Annotated in this window: 12 protein-coding genes; 8 read left to right on the top strand and 4 right to left on the bottom strand. The window is 60.9% G+C overall.

Going from position 1 to position 17,570, the window contains the following annotated elements; genetic code table 11:
- Window positions 1-232: 232 nt before the first annotated feature.
- On the bottom strand, window positions 233-2,806 hold the full coding sequence (ligD, locus tag NA619_RS17990; protein ID WP_255963182.1) for a DNA ligase D: 2,574 nt from the start codon (window positions 2,804-2,806) through the stop codon (window positions 233-235).
- 32 nt (window positions 2,807-2,838) lie between these two features.
- On the bottom strand, window positions 2,839-3,156 hold the full coding sequence (locus NA619_RS17985) for a hypothetical protein (protein WP_255963181.1): 318 nt from the start codon (window positions 3,154-3,156) through the stop codon (window positions 2,839-2,841).
- A gap of 256 nt (window positions 3,157-3,412) precedes the next feature.
- On the opposite strand from NA619_RS17985, the gene NA619_RS17980 reads away from it, so the two are divergent.
- Window positions 3,413-3,694, top strand: coding sequence for a DUF1652 domain-containing protein (locus NA619_RS17980; protein ID WP_255963179.1), 282 nt, complete (start codon window positions 3,413-3,415; stop codon window positions 3,692-3,694).
- Between the two features lie 28 nt (window positions 3,695-3,722).
- Here the strand turns inward: NA619_RS17980 and NA619_RS17975 are convergent, their stop codons facing one another.
- Window positions 3,723-4,253, bottom strand: coding sequence for a ferritin-like domain-containing protein (locus NA619_RS17975; protein ID WP_255963178.1), 531 nt, complete (start codon window positions 4,251-4,253; stop codon window positions 3,723-3,725).
- Window positions 4,254-4,452: 199 nt separating this feature from the next.
- On the opposite strand from NA619_RS17975, the gene NA619_RS17970 reads away from it, so the two are divergent.
- On the top strand, window positions 4,453-5,565 hold the full coding sequence (locus NA619_RS17970; RefSeq protein WP_255963177.1) for a mechanosensitive ion channel family protein: 1,113 nt from the start codon (window positions 4,453-4,455) through the stop codon (window positions 5,563-5,565).
- A gap of 92 nt (window positions 5,566-5,657) precedes the next feature.
- Here NA619_RS17970 and NA619_RS17965 read toward each other — a convergent pair whose 3' ends face one another.
- Complete coding sequence (locus NA619_RS17965) at window positions 5,658-6,158, bottom strand: CinA family protein (protein WP_255963176.1); 501 nt, start codon at window positions 6,156-6,158, stop codon at window positions 5,658-5,660.
- A 295-nt stretch (window positions 6,159-6,453) separates the two neighbouring features.
- On the opposite strand from NA619_RS17965, the gene glgA reads away from it, so the two are divergent.
- The 6 genes from glgA (at window position 6,454) to glgX (ending at window position 17,309) form a co-directional block, all read left to right on the top strand.
- Window positions 6,454-8,004, top strand: coding sequence for a glycogen synthase GlgA (glgA, locus tag NA619_RS17960; protein ID WP_255963175.1), 1,551 nt, complete (start codon window positions 6,454-6,456; stop codon window positions 8,002-8,004).
- A 12-nt stretch (window positions 8,005-8,016) separates the two neighbouring features.
- Window positions 8,017-9,792 carry a malto-oligosyltrehalose trehalohydrolase gene (gene treZ / locus NA619_RS17955; protein WP_255963174.1) on the top strand — a complete coding sequence of 592 codons (1,776 nt, stop codon included), beginning with the start codon at window positions 8,017-8,019 and terminating at the stop codon, window positions 9,790-9,792.
- Window positions 9,789-11,867: a 4-alpha-glucanotransferase gene (gene malQ / locus NA619_RS17950; protein ID WP_255963173.1), complete on the top strand. Its 2,079-nt coding sequence runs from the start codon at window positions 9,789-9,791 to the stop codon at window positions 11,865-11,867. Before treZ ends, malQ begins: the two co-directional genes overlap by 4 nt.
- Window positions 11,864-14,677, top strand: a complete 2,814-nt coding sequence (locus NA619_RS17945; RefSeq protein WP_255963172.1) for a malto-oligosyltrehalose synthase — start codon at window positions 11,864-11,866, stop codon at window positions 14,675-14,677. Before malQ ends, NA619_RS17945 begins: the two co-directional genes overlap by 4 nt.
- The gene (locus tag NA619_RS17940; RefSeq protein WP_255963171.1) at window positions 14,674-15,057 is read left to right on the top strand and encodes a DUF2934 domain-containing protein; all 384 of its coding nucleotides are present in this window, start codon (window positions 14,674-14,676) and stop codon (window positions 15,055-15,057) included. Before NA619_RS17945 ends, NA619_RS17940 begins: the two co-directional genes overlap by 4 nt.
- Before the next feature lie 98 nt (window positions 15,058-15,155).
- Window positions 15,156-17,309, top strand: a complete 2,154-nt coding sequence (glgX, locus tag NA619_RS17935; RefSeq protein WP_255963170.1) for a glycogen debranching protein GlgX — start codon at window positions 15,156-15,158, stop codon at window positions 17,307-17,309.
- The last annotated feature ends 261 nt before the right edge of the window (window positions 17,310-17,570 follow it).

Below are 17,570 nucleotides of genomic sequence, written 5' to 3'. Positions count from 1 at the left end.
GTCTCTTGCGCCAGCGAGGGCGGTGTAACTGTAGGATCGAATTTATTCGACCGGAAAGCGCGCCGTGGTCGATGGGGTTATTCCGTGCTATTGGGCGAACAAGTTCGCCCCTACGGCCGGCTCGGTGTAGGAACGCTTCCTTCCGGCCGGCCGGGCCGGACTAATCTACTGGCAAGCGATGCGGGCAGAGGTGCGCACTAATTGGATGGTGGATTGGCTGAAGCCTGATCCGTCACTTCATCCCCAGCTGCTCGCGCATTTCTTCAGTGATGCTCTGATGCGTCTCTTTCATATCCGCCCAGGGGTCATCAGCGCCCTGCTCTTCCAGCCGCGGAATCAGGTTGCGGATCGTCCAGAGGTTCGCGCCTTTGAGGTCGGCCAACTCTTCGCGGTGGATCGGGACCGATACGCCGAGCCCTTCCCTGGCACGAACCGAAAACGCGGAAACGGTACTGGCGCCCTGGCTGTTGCGCAGGTAGTCGATGAAGATCCGACCCACGCGATTCTTGGGGCCGCTGACTGCCGAAAAATGTTGCGGCATGAGTTTGGCCATGTACTGCGCAATGGCTTGACTGAACGCCTTGACCTCAGCCCAGCTATGCACTGGATCAAGCGGCACCATTATGTGCAGCCCCTTTCCACCACTGGTCTTGAGGAACGACCGCAGGCCGATTTCATCAAGCAGCGTCTGGGTTAGTTGAGTAGCTTCGATCATGCGTTTCCACGGCAGTGCCGGGTCAGGGTCGAGATCGAGCACGAAACGGTCCGGATGATCGAGGACGGGGGCAATCGCGTTCCAGGTGTGCAGCTCGATGGTGCCCATCTGTGCGGCACTGACAAGCGCTTCGACCGTGTCGATGGTCATCAGCGCTGCGTGCTTGGGATACAGCGCCGTATCAAGTTGGGTGACATGCGCAATGCTCAGCTTCTCGATGTGTTTCTGGAAAAACAGCTCGCCGTCGATGCCTTCAGGCGCCCGCACCAATGCCAGCGGCCGCTGCCTTATATAAGGAAGAGCCCAGGGCGCCACCTCAGCGTAGTAGCGGGCAAGCTCCATCTTGGTGGCGCCGATCGACTTGTCGATCACGCGTTCGGGATTGGAAATCTTGATCTGGCCGGCACCGGCTGCCGGCTTCTTACTGTTTGAACGCTTGGTGCTCGAAGTTGGCTTGCCGCCCGCAGCCGCCGCTTCTGGTCGTTCATGGGTAATCGATTGTGCCGGCTTGTCCGAGCGCAGCCCATGAAAGACCGAGTGCCGTACCACACCCTGCCGGGTCATTTCCGCATAAGCGACTTCGCACATCAGATCAGGCTCTAGCCAGTGCGCACCGCGCACGTCCGCGGCGGGCGGCGCTTTGGTCAGGGGGCTCTTATCGACCTCCAATGCCTTGAGTTTGGCGTGCAGGCTCTTCAAGGTCGCCTGATTGAATCCGGTGCCGACTTTACCGGCATACAGCAGGTCGCCCTTGTCGTCATGCAACCCCAGCAGCAGTGCGCCGAAGCCGCTTCGCGCACCCTTGGGATCGGTGTACCCGACGATGATGAATTCCTGGCGATTCTTGCATTTGATCTTCACCCAGCTGTTGCTGCGTTTGGATACGTAAGTGCTGCCGGCGCGCTTGCCGATCAGCCCTTCGAGATTCATCTGGCAGGCGCTTTCCAGCACGCTTTCGGGATGCTCGGTGAAGTCGGCGGAGAAGCGAAGCAGGTCGCTGTCGCTTTGCCCGAGCACCTGATCCAGCGCGGCGCGGCGTTCTTCCAGTGGGACTTCGCGTAGATCCATGCCGTTGAGATAAGGCAGGTCGAACAGGTAATAAACGATAGAGCCGCTTCGGCCGACCTCGAAGGCATTCTGCAGTGCCTGGAAATCCGGCGTGCCCTCTTCGTTCGGCACCACCACTTCGCCATCCAGCCAGGCTGACTCCAGGCCCAGCGCTGCGAGCGCCTCGGCCTGCTGCGGCATCTTCGCAGTCCAGTCATGGCCATTGCGAGTAAACAGCTGAACCTTGCCTGACTCGATTCGCGCCATGATTCGATAGCCGTCGAACTTGACCTCATAACGCCAGTCACCCTCGGGCACGGACTCAACTAGCGTCGCCAGCTGCGGCTTTATGCTGTCTGGCAAAGGTGCGGGTTTGGCGCCGGACAACGTGGTTTTTTTCGGGGCTTTCTTACCTGAAACAGGGGCCGGCGTCTTGACCGGCTTGGCATCGACTTCGAGTTTCTCCTTACCGCGCTTGCGGGGGATCAGCGTTCGATCGCTGAGCACACTGTCGGGCAGCTCCTTGACGATGTCGTAATCTTTCTCGGGTCGGGCAGCCCCGTCGTTGGACTTGATCAGAAACCACTGTTCCTTGCCTCCATCCATCTTGGTCCGGACAAGATTCCAGCTGCCGCTGAGCTTTTCGCCTTCCAGGCTGAATTTGAGCTTGCCCTTGCGATAGCCTTCCAGCGGATCACCCTCTGGCTGCCAGACTCCACGATCCCAGACTATTACTTCACCTGCGCCGTAATGCCCAGCCGGAATGGTCCCCTCGAATGTGGCGTATTCGAGCGGATGGTCCTCAACGTGCACCGCAAGGCGCCGTGACTTCGGATCGAGCGACGGGCCTTTAGGCACCGCCCAGCTTTTCAGCGTGCCATCGAGTTCGAGGCGGAAGTCGTAGTGCAATCTCGTGGCGTCGTGCTTCTGGATGCAGTACTGCAGCGCATGACCGGCGCCGCGCTTGCGCCCCGACCCGGCCTTGCCACCGGGCTCCGGTGTGGCCGCGAAGTCTCGTTTCCGGTTGTATTCGTCGAGCGCCATGGCGCAGCCTCCGTGATTACGCCACTGAGACCTTACTCGAGCGTGCCCGGGTCCGACGCCGAATCAGTCGGCCCACCGTGGTCCGAATGTCGACCTGGCTGCACGGAGCGATCTTCAACGCCCGGGGCAGATTCGCCTTCGGTCTCCGGAGGAGTGGCTACCAGGTCTCCGTCCTCGGTAACGGTCCGGCCCTGGCTGTCCTTGTGCGTATCCAGCGTTTCTTGTGGCGCCGGATTGCCCATAGGGCTGGGCCGCGCACCTTTCTCGGACTCGGGTGTACCAGCCGGCCACTGAGCAAAAGCTGAGGAAGCCACCAGGCTTGCAAATATGAATGTCGTGATCGATTTCATGCTGTCACCTCTCAAACGGAGTTTGCTGTGCGATCAGCCCCACAACGAGGCCAGGTTCGTCCCACTGCCGGCTAGCAGCCAAGGCAAGCGAAACGGCGTTACCGTCGTCTCGGGCGATGTTCCGCCGAGCGGCGTCAAATGAATGTTTACAACGCTGAACGCCCTGCTAGCGTTCAGAGATGCTGCGGTCGAAAAGCCGCAGCGCTCACCTGCGAGCACGCCCGCGGAATCTGGACTCACAATGGGAGGAAGGATCATGGCTTCACGTCTACCTCTGCTGACGATAGAAAACATCCTTCACAACTACCTCCATCCATTCCGGTGTGACTGTCATGTCCAAGATGAAAGCCGTGTCACCGTCCGCCTTTACGAGGCGCATTCGGACGGTGAAGAGCTGACCGTTTTCGGCATCACTGACGAACAATGTCGCGATGCCGCCAATTTGGTACGACTCGCTCAGGAACTGCGCTTCGAACTCTATGCAACGCGAGGCGGCCTGATGACCGCCGAGTTACCCGCGAAGATTGCCGAACGCTGATTGATGCATCCGGCAAACCCGCTCGTTCTCAGCGCTTGGCTTCGGTGTTAGGCGCTTCGGAACGTGTGAGATAAGCCTGCGTCAGTTCCGCAAGATGGCTGCGCATCCAGTCCGCCATGGCTACCTCTTCCGCAAGAATGTTCCTGCAGACTTCTGCCGTCTGATTGTCGCCCACTGCTTCCGCTGCGGCGATCAGGATTTCGTACGAAGCGATTTCAAGGTTCTCAAAGACGTAGCCCATCTGAGCGCCCTTGACGATTTCGTCATTGACCATCATCCCGCCCATGGCCTGCCCCATCGCCATCATCTTGCCGCCCAGATCCTTGAAGCCTGAATAGGACTTGTCGTAGCGCTGCAGGCAGCCCTCGATCAACTTGGACTGGTTCTGGGTCTCGGTGATGTGCTGCTCGATACGGGCCTTGAGCTGCGGGTAGTGCTCGATGCGGCTGGCCTGCTTGTTGAGCATTGTTTCCGCCTGCGCCTCCATCGCGTGAGCGTCACGAAGCCACTCGATCAGGCGTTCAATGCGGACGTCGTTACCGGTTTGTGCGCTTTGCATGGCATCTCTCCCATAGGGTTCTGATTGCGATCTGGTTAGTCAAATCAACCTGATAAATGTGAGAGGAGCTGCGCTGGGGAGTTCCAAACATCCGACTGAGTGCATGCGCAGTCAGGGCTGACATGAACTTTGCAGAGGTCTAGTCAGTCATTGATGCAACTTTGGATGGAGCAGACTTATCGACGCCCTCGAAATCCCGTTGCAGTGGGAACAGTACATAACCGAACCCGCCCTGCGGACGCTGCTGGCCGCCACCCTGGTCGTGGTGCTGTTGAGTGTGTTCAGTCGGGTATTGACCGCAATCATGCTGCGTGTCGGGCGCGGCTTTCTCTTCACCAAGGCAGTGTCCGAGCAGCTTGAAAAACCCATCCGTGTGCTGCTGCCCTTGCTCGGGCTGCAAGCCGTCCTCGCCACCGCCAGCAACGACCTTGCGCTAATTGGCGTCTCCCGTCGCGTTACCACGCTGTTGATCATCGGCTGCTTCACCTGGCTGGCGATGCGGCTGCTGCGCGGGCTTGAACAAGCTGTGCGACTGAAGAATCCGGTTGATGTCAGCGACAACCTGCGCGCCCGGCAGATACAGACGCAGTCGCGCGTGCTGCTGCGCACCCTGGGCTTCTTCGTGCTGCTTGTCGGTGCAGCCGGCATGCTGATGACCTTTCCTGCAGCCCGCCAGTTCGGTGCGAGCCTGCTGGCCTCAGCCGGTCTCGCGGGACTGGCTGTCGGTTTCGCCGCCCGCCCGGTGCTGGCCAACCTGATCGCCGGTATTCAAATCGCGATCACTCAACCGATCCGGCTGGACGACGTTGTAATCATCGAAAACGAATGGGGTCGCATCGAGGAAATCACTGGCACCTACGTGATCGTGCGTATCTGGGACGATCGGCGGCTTGTGGTGCCGCTCCAGTACTTCATCGAGAAGCCGTTCCAGAACTGGACGCGGCGCAATTCGAGCATCATCGGCTCGGTGTTTCTGTGGGTTGATTATTCGTTGCCACTGGAGCCTGTGCGAGAGGAGCTGCGCCGGCTCTGCGGCGAAGTGCCCGAGCTGTGGGATGGTCGCGTCATCGTGCTGCAGGTGACCGATACCAGCGAAAAATCGATCCAGTTACGGGTTCTGGTAAGTTCGCCGGACTCTTCGCGCAACTGGGATCTGCGCTGTCATCTGCGGGAATCGCTCATCGGCTTCATCCATCGACAGTACCCGCATTCGCTGCCCCAGCTACGCGCGGACCTGAGCGTGGGGCACAAGCCGAATATCGACAACAGCGTGCCGGACCACGTGGAGCCTGAACGCCAGCCCCCGGTGTGATGCTGCTCCCTGAGCGGATATGCGGTGCTGCATGACGGGGCGTCAGGCTTGTGCCTGTCACGTCCCGGTGCATCCATGAGGAGTCGACGCGTTCAGTCGTGCTCGCGCAACTTACGCAGCAGTTGTTCGTATTTGCTCGGCAACTGCTCTAGCCCGTACCGAGCTGCCTGTTTGCGAATGGCCACCCTATCCCCTTCGAACTGAACGGTCTCGCTGACACTCACCTGGCGCTCCCCTTGCATCAGCGCATAGGCGTAGCACTGGGTGCCGCCGGTATCTTCTTCGCTGTCGTCGGCGACGCCGGTATTGGAGATTGCGATGTCCGCGACGCTGGCGTTCAGCGCGCCGATGGCCATTTCGGTAGCGACTTCTTCGCTGGTCAGCCCGTAGGTCTCGATCGTTTCGAAACTGACATGAAGCAGGCGGTTCTTCGCCTTTGGCGAATAGACGACGAACCCGCTGTCGAGGACCTTACCGCACCCCGGGATGTCGCCTAACAGCGAAGCCATAAGGCCACAGGTACAGGATTCGGCGGTGGTCAGCTTCATCTCTTTGTCGCTTAGGAAGCGCACGATTTCAGCGAGGTCTTGCATGGTCTTAGCTCCGACTGACAGCACTAATTCACACGGCCTGGATCAATTTTCGGAGCTGCCTGCAATTGGCAAAGTTCCCGGCATGTTCATCCGTCGAAAACTAAGAACTAATTCATAGCGCTCCGGTCTTTTTTTAAGGTAGGGCCACTGCAGCCCTGAGCCGCTGAACAGGCGGCCTCAACAAAAAAAACACTCTTGCCGTGCTCATGGTTCGCAGCTCTCGAAGGGGCTGTGTGGATACAACGTGCTTGTGACTGGCTCGACGCGAAAACGCCGGTCACTTGGGGAAAAGCTTATGAGTATCGCCGCAGTCAACACCCGGCCTGTCCGCCTCATCACAACGCAACGTCCGGGAAACCCCGGCGAACGCCCCGTGCTGCAGCTACGCAGCACTCAGGACGACAAGAAGAAGATTCTTTTCGTGACCTCGGAGCTGACCGATCTGGTCAAGACAGGCGGGTTGGCTGACGTTTCCGCCGCTCTGCCCCGCGCACTCGGTGATCTGCACGACGTACGCGTGCTGATCCCCGGTTACGCCCAGGTCATGCAGCAGGCCGAGTCGATCCGCATCGTCGGCAGCGTGCTGTCTCACGGTGATCTGCCGTCATGCCGCATTGGCCGTCTGGACATGCCCGACGGGCTGATCATCTACGTCCTGATCTGCCCCGAGCTTTATGACCGCGACGGCCTGCCGTATGGCGACGAGCATGGTCGCGACTGGCCGGACAACCCGGTCCGCTTCGCTCGACTGTGCATGGCTGCGGCCGACATTGCAGCCGGAACGGCCGGCATCCGCTGGACGCCCGATCTGGTGCACGCGCATGACTGGCCGACCGGTCTGACGCCCGCCTATATGCACTGGCGAGGGCTTCACACACCCTGTGTGTTTACCATTCACAACCTGGCCTATCAGGGCAACATCGACATGGGCCTGCGCCGCTCCCTGGGTATTCCGCTGGAAGCCTGCGGCCCCGAGCGCATGGAGTTCTACGGTGCACTGTCGCTACTCAAGGCCGGCATCGCCTATGCCCAGCACGTGACCACCGTCAGCGCGACCTATGCCCGGGAAATCACCACACCCGAGTTCGGCTGCGGGATGGAGGGCTTTCTCAGCATGAAGGCCCGCCAGGGCCTGCTGACCGGCTTGCTCAACGGCATCGATGAAAGCTGGGAGCCAGAAAGCTGCTCCTATCTGGTCAGCCCCTTCAGCCCGAATGATTGGTCCGGCAAGCAGGCCAACGCCGCCCACGTTCGCGAGCTGTTCGGTCTTGACCAAGGCAACGGTCCCCTGTTTTCCGTGGTGTCGCGCCTGGTGCATCAGAAAGGCATCGACTTGACCATCGCCATTGCCGAAACCATCGTCGAGCGCGGCGGACAACTGGCCATTCTCGGACGCGGCGAGCCGCATATCGAAGACGAGGTCCGGCGTCTGGCCGAACGCTTCCCGGGCCGTGTTGGTGCACACATCGGCTTCAACGAAACAGACGCTCGGCGTCTGTTCGGCGGCAGCGATTTCCTGCTCATGCCATCGCGTTACGAGCCATGCGGCCTGAGTCAGATGTACGCCCAACGCTTCGCATCCCTGCCCATCGCCCACCGCACTGGCGGGCTGGCGGACAGCATCGATGACGGCGTCACCGGCTTCCTTTTCAACGACGCCACCGTCGAAAGCTATCGCGGTGCCGTAGAACGCGCGATCTACGTACACCAGCACCCACAGCTGCTCAATGCGATGCGCTGCCGCGCCATGAGCGGGGGATTTTTCTGGAGTCACGCGATCGAACCTTATGACCGGTTGTACCAGCAGTTGCTGGGCGGGCGGCGTCAAGCCAATGCTGTTTCCTAACGAGGTCAATCAATGCAAAACAGGCCTGCCCGCAATGGGCAACACGGACCGGTGCTACTCGATGATTCGCGTGCACGGTTCAGGCTCTGGGCTCCAGACGCGCAAAGCGTCAGCCTGGTAATCATCGGCGGCGACACGCTGCCCATGCAGGCAAATGAAGACGGCTGGTACAGCGTCGAAGCCGAGGCCACCGCTGGCACTCAGTATGGCTTTCTGATCGATGACGAATTGCAGGTGCCTGATCCCGCCTCCAGGGCGCAGTCAGCCGACGTTCACGATCCCAGCATCTTGGTCGACCCTGATGCTTATCAGTGGCGCAACTCGCAGTGGCAAGGCCGCCCATGGCACGAAACCGTGCTCTACGAATTGCACGTTGGCACCTACGGCGGCTACGCCGAAATCGAACAGCGCCTGCAGGCCCTGGCGGACCTTGGGGTTACAGCAATCGAATTGATGCCGCTTGCCGAATTCCCAGGCGACCGCAACTGGGGCTACGACGGTGTTCTGCTGTATGCGCCCGAAGCGTCATACGGCACGCCAGAGCAGCTCAAGCACCTGATCGACACCGCGCATGGTCTCGGCTTGATGGTATTCATCGACGTCGTCTACAACCACTTCGGGCCGGACGGCAATTACCTGCACCGTTACGCCAAGCATTTCTTCCGCCACGATCAGCAGACGCCCTGGGGCGACGGTATCGATTTCCGGCGCCGCGAGGTGCGTGACTTCTTTATCGATAACGCCCTGATGTGGCTGATGGAATACCGTTTCGACGGGCTGCGCATGGACGCTGTCCACGCGATTCCGGACCGTACCTTCCTGCCGGAGTTGGCTGAGCGCGTTCGTGCCGAAGTCGAGCCTGGGCGCCATGTGCATCTGGTGCTGGAGAATGAGGAAAACCGCTCCAGCCTGCTGGACAGCCACTTTACGGCGCAGTGGGACGACGACGGCCACAACATCCTGCATACCCTGCTTACCGATGAGAGCCAGGGTTATTACGGGGAATATCACCAGGATTCGACCAACAAACTGGTGCGCTTCCTGGGTGAAGGATTCATCTATCAGGGCCAGAACAATCGTCGTGGTGAATCACGTGGCGAACCGAGCGGCCATCTCTCGCCGACCTCGTTCGTGCTGTTTTTGCAGAACCACGACCAGACTGGTAACCGTGCATTCGGCGACCGGCTTATCGGCCTGACCGACCCGGATGCACTGAAAGCGGCGACAACGGTGTTGCTGCTTTCACCCATGATTCCCCTGCTGTTCATGGGCGAAGAATGGGGCGCGCGCGAGCCGTTCCTGTTCTTTACCAGCCACCACGGCGAGCTTGCCGACGCCGTGCGTGAAGGTCGCCGTGGCGAGTTCGCGGAGTTTTCCGAGTTCGCTGATGAGCAGACCCGTGAGCGCATACCCGACCCGAATGCGGTCGAGACATACGAGGCGTCTAAGCCCGACTTCAGCAAAATGGATGAGCCCGAGCACCGCGAGTGGCAGGAGCTGTATCGCCACCTGCTGAAGATTCGCCACAGTGAAGTCGTCCCCCGGCTTGAAGGTTCCAGTTTCCTCGGCGCCCAGGCCCTTGGCGAAGCGGCCGCCCTCGCCCGCTGGCGGCTGGGGGATGGCAGTGAGCTGCGCCTGGAGCTGAACCTCAGCAGCGTCGACGTGCCGGTCGATCCCATCCCGGCCGGCGCACGGTTGCTGCATGCGAGCCGCGGCGCTGAAGCCGAATCACAAGCGGGCACGTTAGCCGCCCGCTCCGCGAAGATGTACCTGGAGGCTGCACGATGAGCGATGAACGACTTAACCGCCTGGCCAAGGCGGCGGGCCTGTCCATCGACTGGATCGACGCCGATGGTCGCGACCAGCGCGTAACGCCTGAAGTACTGCGTGCTGTGCTAAAGGGGTTGGGACTTGCCGCCGATAGTGATGCCGATATCGAGAGCAGCCTGGAAAAGCTGCATGCCACCAACGGCGGCACCAGCCTTCCGCCGCTGTTGACTCTGGATCAGGGGTCGGCGCTGGACCTGAGCCCATACTTCACGGCGTCGGCTGATTACGTGCTCGAACTGGAAGACGGCACCCGTCGTGAGGGCACGTTGAATGATCAGGCCCGGCTGGCGCCCATCGACGCACCGGGTTATCACCGTCTGCAGATTGAAGGACAACACCTGACCGTCGCCGTGGCCCCCCACGCATGCCCCAGTGTTGAAAGCGTGGCCGGTTCTGATGCATGGGGATTGACTGCACAGCTCTACAGTCTTCGTCGCCCCGGTGACGGAGGCCTCGGCGATACCCTGGCGCTTGAAACACTGGCACGCAACGCGGCTGCTCATGGCGCCGATGCGCTGGGTATCAGCCCGATTCATGCCATGTTCACCGGCAACAGCGGCCAGTACAGCCCTTACTCGCCGTCCAGTCGGCTGTTCTTCAACATACTGCACAGCGCTCCGGAAGCCATTCTCGGTGAAACACCGCTGCGGCGTGCCATCGAATCCTGTGGGTTGGCGGACGAACTTGAGCGGCTGGAGCAGCTGGAGCTGGTCGATTGGGATGCCGTCTCGCGCACTCGCCAATGCCTGCTGCGGGCGCTCTATGAAGACTTCGCCACAGGCGGCAATGCTCAGCAGGCCGACTTCGATAGCTTCCGCGCTGCTGGCGGCGAAGCCTTGGAGAATCACTGCCGTTTCGAGGCACTGCATGCCGCCCTGCTCAGCCCTGAAGGCCATCCACAGCATTGGCGGGACTGGCCCGAGCAGTACCGTACGCCACAAAGCGCGGCCGTTGAGCAGTTCGCAAAAGAACACGCCGAGGAAGTCAGCTATTACGCCTTCTGCCAATGGCTGATCGCACGTGGCCTAGAGCGTGCTCAGACGGCCGCACGCAGCGCCGGCATGAAGATCGGCCTGATCAGTGATCTGGCGGTAGGTGCAGACGGTGGCGGCAGCCAGGCCTGGAGCCGGCAGGACGAAGTGCTGGCGTCACTGAGCGTTGGTGCACCACCGGACATCATCAACCGTCAGGGTCAGAGCTGGGGCATCTCGGCATTTTCACCCTGGGGTCTCAAAGCCCATGGCTACCGAGCGTTTATCGAGATGGTGCGCGCCAACCTGGCTCATGCAGGCGGGATGCGTATCGACCATGTCATGGGCCTGATGCGTCTGTGGGTGATCCCGGCCGGCGCTGGGCCGAATGAAGGCGCGTATCTCAACTACCCCTTCGATGATTTGCTGCGCCTGCTGTCGCTCGAAGCCTGGCGGCGTAACGCCGTGATTCTCGGCGAAGATCTGGGCACCGTCCCTGACGGACTCCGCGAGAAGCTTGCAGATCGGAATCTGCTGGGCATGCGCGTGCTGTTCTTCGAGCGCGATAACAACGGCACCTTCAAGACGCCCGAGCAATGGCCTCGCAGTGCGCTGGCGACTTCCACGACCCACGACCTGCCGACCATCAATGGCTGGTGGCAGGGTCACGATATCGATTGGCGAATCCGCGTCGGGCAGCATGAAGAACATGAAAGGCCAGCCCAGGTGGAAGAGCGTGAACGCGAACGCGCAGGCCTGATACGTCTGCTGCACGAGTACGCCCCGGATATCCAGGGCGACTTGAATGATCCGCACACCCTGGCTGACGCCTGTGGTGCATTTATCGCCCGCACCCCTGCGCCGCTGGTGCTGTTCCCGGTTGAGGACGCCCTCTGCCTACTCGAACAACCCAACATGCCGGGCACTACAGACATCCACCCCAATTGGCGTCGCCGTTATCCCAGCGATAGTGCCACGCTGCTTGACGATCCGAGCTGCACGCGCCGCTTGAAGATGCTGGCTGACGCTCGCAAGCAGACCACTGGAAACAACATTCGATGAGAGACCTAAACGCGACGCTGCGCCTGCAGTTTCATCGTGATTTCACCCTCGATCACGCCACCGCGCTGGTCGACTACTTCGCCGATCTCGGCATCAGCCACATCTATGCCTCGCCTTTGCTGACGGCCCGTCCCGGCTCGATGCACGGCTACGACGTGATCGACCCGACCCGCATCAACCCTGAGCTGGGCGGCGAGCCGGCCCTGCGTCGCCTGGTCGATGCGTTGCGTGCCAAAGGCATGGGACTGATCCTCGACATCGTTTCCAACCACATGGCTGTGGGCGGCTCAGGCAATGCCTGGTGGCTGGACGTGCTCGAATGGGGCCGTCGCAGCCCCTACGCACAGTTCTTCGACATTCAGTGGAATTCGCCGGACCCGCTCCTTGAAGGCCAACTCCTGGTTCCCTTCCTGGGCAGCGACTATGGTGAGGCGCTGCAGGACGGCAAGATTCCGGTGAAGTTGGACGTGGACACCGGCGCGCTCTACGCCGAGCACTATGAACATCGCTTTCCCATCACCCCACCGAGCTATGGCGAGATCTTGCGGCTTACGGACAATCCGGAGCTGCGTACCCTTGCCGGCCATTTCGACGCGCTGAAAACCGAACCCGCGCCGTACCAGACGGCCCGCCGCCTGCGTGCCGACCTTGCGCAACTGCTCGAGAACAGCGAGACCCGTCAAACGCTCGAACACGCCCTCGCACACTACGACTCGACGACCGAAGAAGGCTTCAAGCGCCTGCATGGCCTGTTGGAGCGTCAGCACTACCGCCTCGCCAGCTGGCGCACCGCGGGTGATGACATCAACTGGCGGCGCTTCTTCGACATCAATGAGCTGGGCGGCTTGCGCGTCGAGCGGCCGGTGGTCTTCGAGGAAACCCACGAGAAGATCTTCGAGTTGATCAGTGAAGGGTTGGTAGACGGGCTTCGTATCGACCACGTCGACGGCCTGGCCAACCCACGCGGTTACTGCCGACAGTTGCGGCGTCGCGTCGACCGGCTCAATGCCGCTCGCCCGGCGGAGGCTGCGCAGGACCACGTGCCGATCTACGTGGAGAAGATTCTGGCGGAAGGCGAACACCTGCCCGATGACTGGGGTGTGGACGGCACCACCGGCTACGAATTCATGAATCAGGTGTCGCTGCTGCAGCACGATCCGGCCGGCAAGGCAACGTTGTGCGCACTATGGAGCGAAACCGCAGAACGCCCAGCCGACTTCATGGAAGAAGTGCGACTTGCCCGTCAGCTGGTGCTCACCGGCCCGCTGGCAGGCGACTTCGAAACCGTCGCGCAATCGCTGTTGCAGGTTGCACGTTACGACGTGATGACTCGCGACATCACCCTTGGCGCCATTCGCAGGGCCCTGCTCGAGTTGATCGTCCACTTCCCCGTCTACCGTACCTACATCGGTGCGAGAGGTCGGCGGGAAACGGATGAGCCGTTCTTCCAGCGTGCACTGGCCGGCGCGAAAACCACCTTAGGCGAAGCTGACTGGCCACTGCTGGACTTGCTTGACCGCTGGCTCGGCGGCGAAAGCCTGCGCTCGCTGCCGCCAGGGCCGGCGCGGCGTATTCGCCGCTATGCCTGCACCCGGTTCCAGCAACTCACCTCCCCTGCTGCGGCCAAGGCTGTGGAGGACACCGCGTGCTATCGCTCTGGTGCGCTGCTGTCGCGTAACGATGTGGGCTTCGACCCGCAGACGTTCAGCGCCCCGGTGGATGCCTTCCATGCCGAGTGCCTGGAACGCGCCGAGTATTTCCCACGCAACCTGCTCACCACCGCCACCCATGACCACAAGCGCGGGGAAGATACCCGCGCACGGATGACAGTCATCAGCGAACGGGCCGAATGGTTTGCCACCAAGGTTCGCCACTGGCGGCAGCTCGCTTACGGCCAACGCCAGGAGCTGGCCGATGGCCCTGCCCCATCGGCTGGCGATGAAATGCTGCTGTACCAGATCCTGGTCAGCTGCTGGCCGCTGGATCTGGCAGTCGATGATCGACAAGGCCTGGAAGCGTTCTGCGAGCGCTTGATCAAGTGGCAGGAGAAAGCCGTTCGCGAAGCCAAGCTGCGCAGCAACTGGACCGATCCCAACAGTGATTATGAGGGCGCGTGCCAGCACTACCTGCGCGCATTGCTGCTCGGTGACGAGTGCAGAACGCTGCGCACTGATATCGCTGAAGCAGCAGCAAGTCTGGCTCCGTCCGGGGCGCTGAACAGCCTGACCCAGACCTTGCTGCGCATGACCACTCCGGGCGTGCCGGACCTCTATCAGGGCACCGATTACTGGGATTTCAGTCTGGTCGATCCAGACAATCGACGTCCGGTGGACTTCGACGCCCGTCGCTCGAGCTTCAACCTCGAAGCCGACCCTGCCAAGCTGCTGGCAAGCTGGAAGGACGGTCGCATCAAGCAGTGGTTGATTGCCCGCACGCTCCGTGCGCGCCGCACCGAACCGCGGCTGTTCACCGAAGGACGCTACTTGCCGTTGAAGGTCGAAGGTGAACACGCGGACAGCCTGATCGCATTCGCCCGTGAGCTTGATGGCACCTGGTTGATCGTGATCGCCGCGCGCCTGGCAAGTGCTCTGGTTGGCGATGGACAGGCCCCGCAAATCTCGCCTGAGCGCTGGGGCAATACCCAGGTGCTATTGCCCGATGCGCTGAGCGGTCATGCATTGGAGCGACTTTTTGACGGAATGACAGTCACACCCAAACAAGCGGGTTTGCATGCGACCGAGGTTTTGCAACAACTGCCCGTGGCGCTTTTACAGGTTTCAATCAGTTCAACAGGAGAATCAGAACGATGACTAAAGACGAGCAGCGCATCCGCGATTTCGCATACGACATCTGGGTTTCGGAAGGAAAGCCACACGGTCAGGACGCGCGCCATTGGGAAATGGCCCGCAAGCTAGTCGAGGCGGAAAACGGTAAGTCCGCCACCAAACCCGCCAGCCGCGCGCGCAAGACGGCCACCAAACCGACTGACGCGACCCCGGCCGCCAAGCCTGCGAAAACGGCGAAAGCGACCAAGGATGCCAAGGAGCCGAAAGAGGAAAAACCTGCGAAAGCGGCTCCAGCGGCCAAGACCGCCGCGCGCCCAAAGGCGAAGGCCGACACCGAAGCCGCGGAGGGCACGCCCGCAGGCGTCAAGAAGACCCGGAGCCCACGCACCAAAAAAGAAGTCTGAATGTCGCCACGGAGCGATCCGGCACCTCAAAAAGCCGGACCTCCGTGGCGTCCAATCGCCTTGCAGAGGCTCGACACCGAGCCGTCATCGGAGAGTACATGAGTAAAAAGACACCTGCGGCGCCCGAGATTCTGAACCCTTCGCGCATCCGCGAAGGACAACCTTTCCCGCTAGGCGCCACATGGGATGGGTTAGGAGTCAACTTCGCGATCTTTTCCGCGAACGCCACCAAGGTTGAGTTGTGCCTGTTCGATACCGATGGCGAAACGGAGCTCGAGCGTATCGAACTGCCGGAATACACCGACGAGATCTGGCACGGCTACTTGCCCGACGCTCATCCGGGCCAGATCTATGGGTACCGTGTGCACGGCCCATACGACCCGAAGAACGGCCACCGTTTCAACCCGAACAAACTGTTGATCGACCCGTACGCCAAGCAATTGGTCGGCGAGCTGAAATGGTCCGAGGCCCTGTTCGGTTACACCATTGGGCATCCTGATGGTGACTTGAGCTATGACGAGCGCGACAGCGCGCCCTTCGTGCCCAAGTGCAAGATCATCGATCCGGCCTTTACCTGGGGCCACGACCGCCCGGTTCAGGTGCCATGGGATCGCACCATCATCTATGAGACCCATGTACGTGGGTTCACCATGCAGCACCCTTCGGTAGCCGAAGACATGCGCGGCACCTTTGGTGGCTTCAAGGCACCAGAGGTCATCGACTACGTACGCAAGCTTGGCGTGTCGTCCATCGAGTTCCTGCCGATCCACGCCTACGTCCAGGACCAGCATCTGCTGGAAAAGGGCATGAGCAATTACTGGGGCTACAACAGCATCGCGTTCTTCGCGCCGCACCCCAAATACCTGGCCAGCGGCAAGATCAGCGAATTCAAGGAAATGGTCGCGCACCTTCACAAAGCGGATCTCGAGGTGATTCTCGACGTGGTGTACAACCACACCGCTGAGGGCAATGAGCTCGGCCCTACCTTGTCCATGCGCGGTATCGACAACGCCTCGTACTACCGGCTGATGCCGGATGACAAGCGCTACTACATCAACGATTCCGGTACCGGCAACACCCTCGACATGAGCCACCCTTGCGTGGTGCAGATGGTCACCGACTCCCTGCGTTACTGGGCTGAGGAAATGCATGTCGACGGGTTCCGTTTCGACCTCGCAACCATTCTGGGTCGCGAGCACGATGGCTACGACGAGCGTCATGGTTTCCTCGTGGCCTGTCGCCAGGACCCGGTGCTGGCCAAGACCAAGTTGATCGCTGAACCCTGGGACTGCGGCCCCGGTGGCTATCAGGTCGGTGGCTTCCCGCCCGGCTGGGCCGAGTGGAACGATCAGTACCGCGATACCGTGCGCGCATTCTGGAAAGGCGACGGCGACCAGTTGCCGGACTTCGCGGCGCGCCTGACCGGTTCTGGTGACCTGTTCAATCAGCGTGGTCGTCGTCCGTTCAGCTCGGTGAACTTCATCACCGCGCATGACGGCTTCACGCTCAATGACCTTGTCTCCTACAACGACAAGCACAACGAGGCGAACGACGAAGGCAACCGGGACGGCAGCAGCAACAACATCTCCTGGAACCACGGGGTCGAAGGCGCTACCGACGATGCCGAGATCAACGAGCTGCGCTTCCGCCAGATGCGCAACTTCTTCGCCACGCTGCTGTTCTCACAGGGCACGCCGATGATCGTGGCTGGCGACGAGTTCGCGCGTACGCAGCACGGCAATAACAACGCCTATTGCCAGGACAGTGAGATCGGCTGGGTGAACTGGGATATTCCGGAGGAAGGCCGCTCTCTGCAGTCGTTCGTGCGCAAGCTGATTCGTCTGCGTCAGCGCTACCCGATGTTGCGTCGCGGGCGTTTCCTCGTCGGCGCCTACAACGAAGAGCTGGGTATCAAGGACGTGACCTGGCTGGCGCCCCACGCAGAAGAGATGACCATCGAGCACTGGGAGGATGGCAACAATCGCTGCATGGGCATGCTGCTAGACGGGCGCGCGCAACCGACCGGCATCCGCCGCGCCGGCTCCGACGCCACCCTGCTGCTCGTCGTGAATTCCCATCACGATGTGGTGAACTTCACCTTGCCGGAGGTCCCGCAGGGCATTTATTGGAACCGTCTGATCGACACCAATAGTGCCAATGCACGGGCCGAGCGCTTCGAGTTCAACGACGAATACGCTCTGACCGGACGCTCGTTGCTGCTGCTGGAGTTGATCAAGGAAGAAGAGCAGTAAGGTTATGCCTGACTGAGTCACTACAGGGCCCCGGATTACGGGGCCCTGTCGTTTCTGGCCTTGAGATCTGGTCGGCTGCCGATGTTTGACTCGATCGCCAATATTGACGGCTTCAAACCCACTCGGAATTAACCCTCAATCGTTCGTTGGATCTCGACGTGCGGTAGTGAACCACGCAGCAACTCTCTAGTCCGAACCCCTGCGCGGCACTCTTGAAACCAACGGATTTGTCCTGCCTGCCGCAGGCAGTTTTCCCATCCG

Origin of the sequence: Stutzerimonas stutzeri (genome assembly GCF_024448895.1) — a bacterium.
GTDB classification, from domain to species: domain Bacteria; phylum Pseudomonadota; class Gammaproteobacteria; order Pseudomonadales; family Pseudomonadaceae; genus Stutzerimonas; species Stutzerimonas stutzeri_Q.
This window is presented reverse-complemented; position numbering and strand designations above follow the sequence as displayed.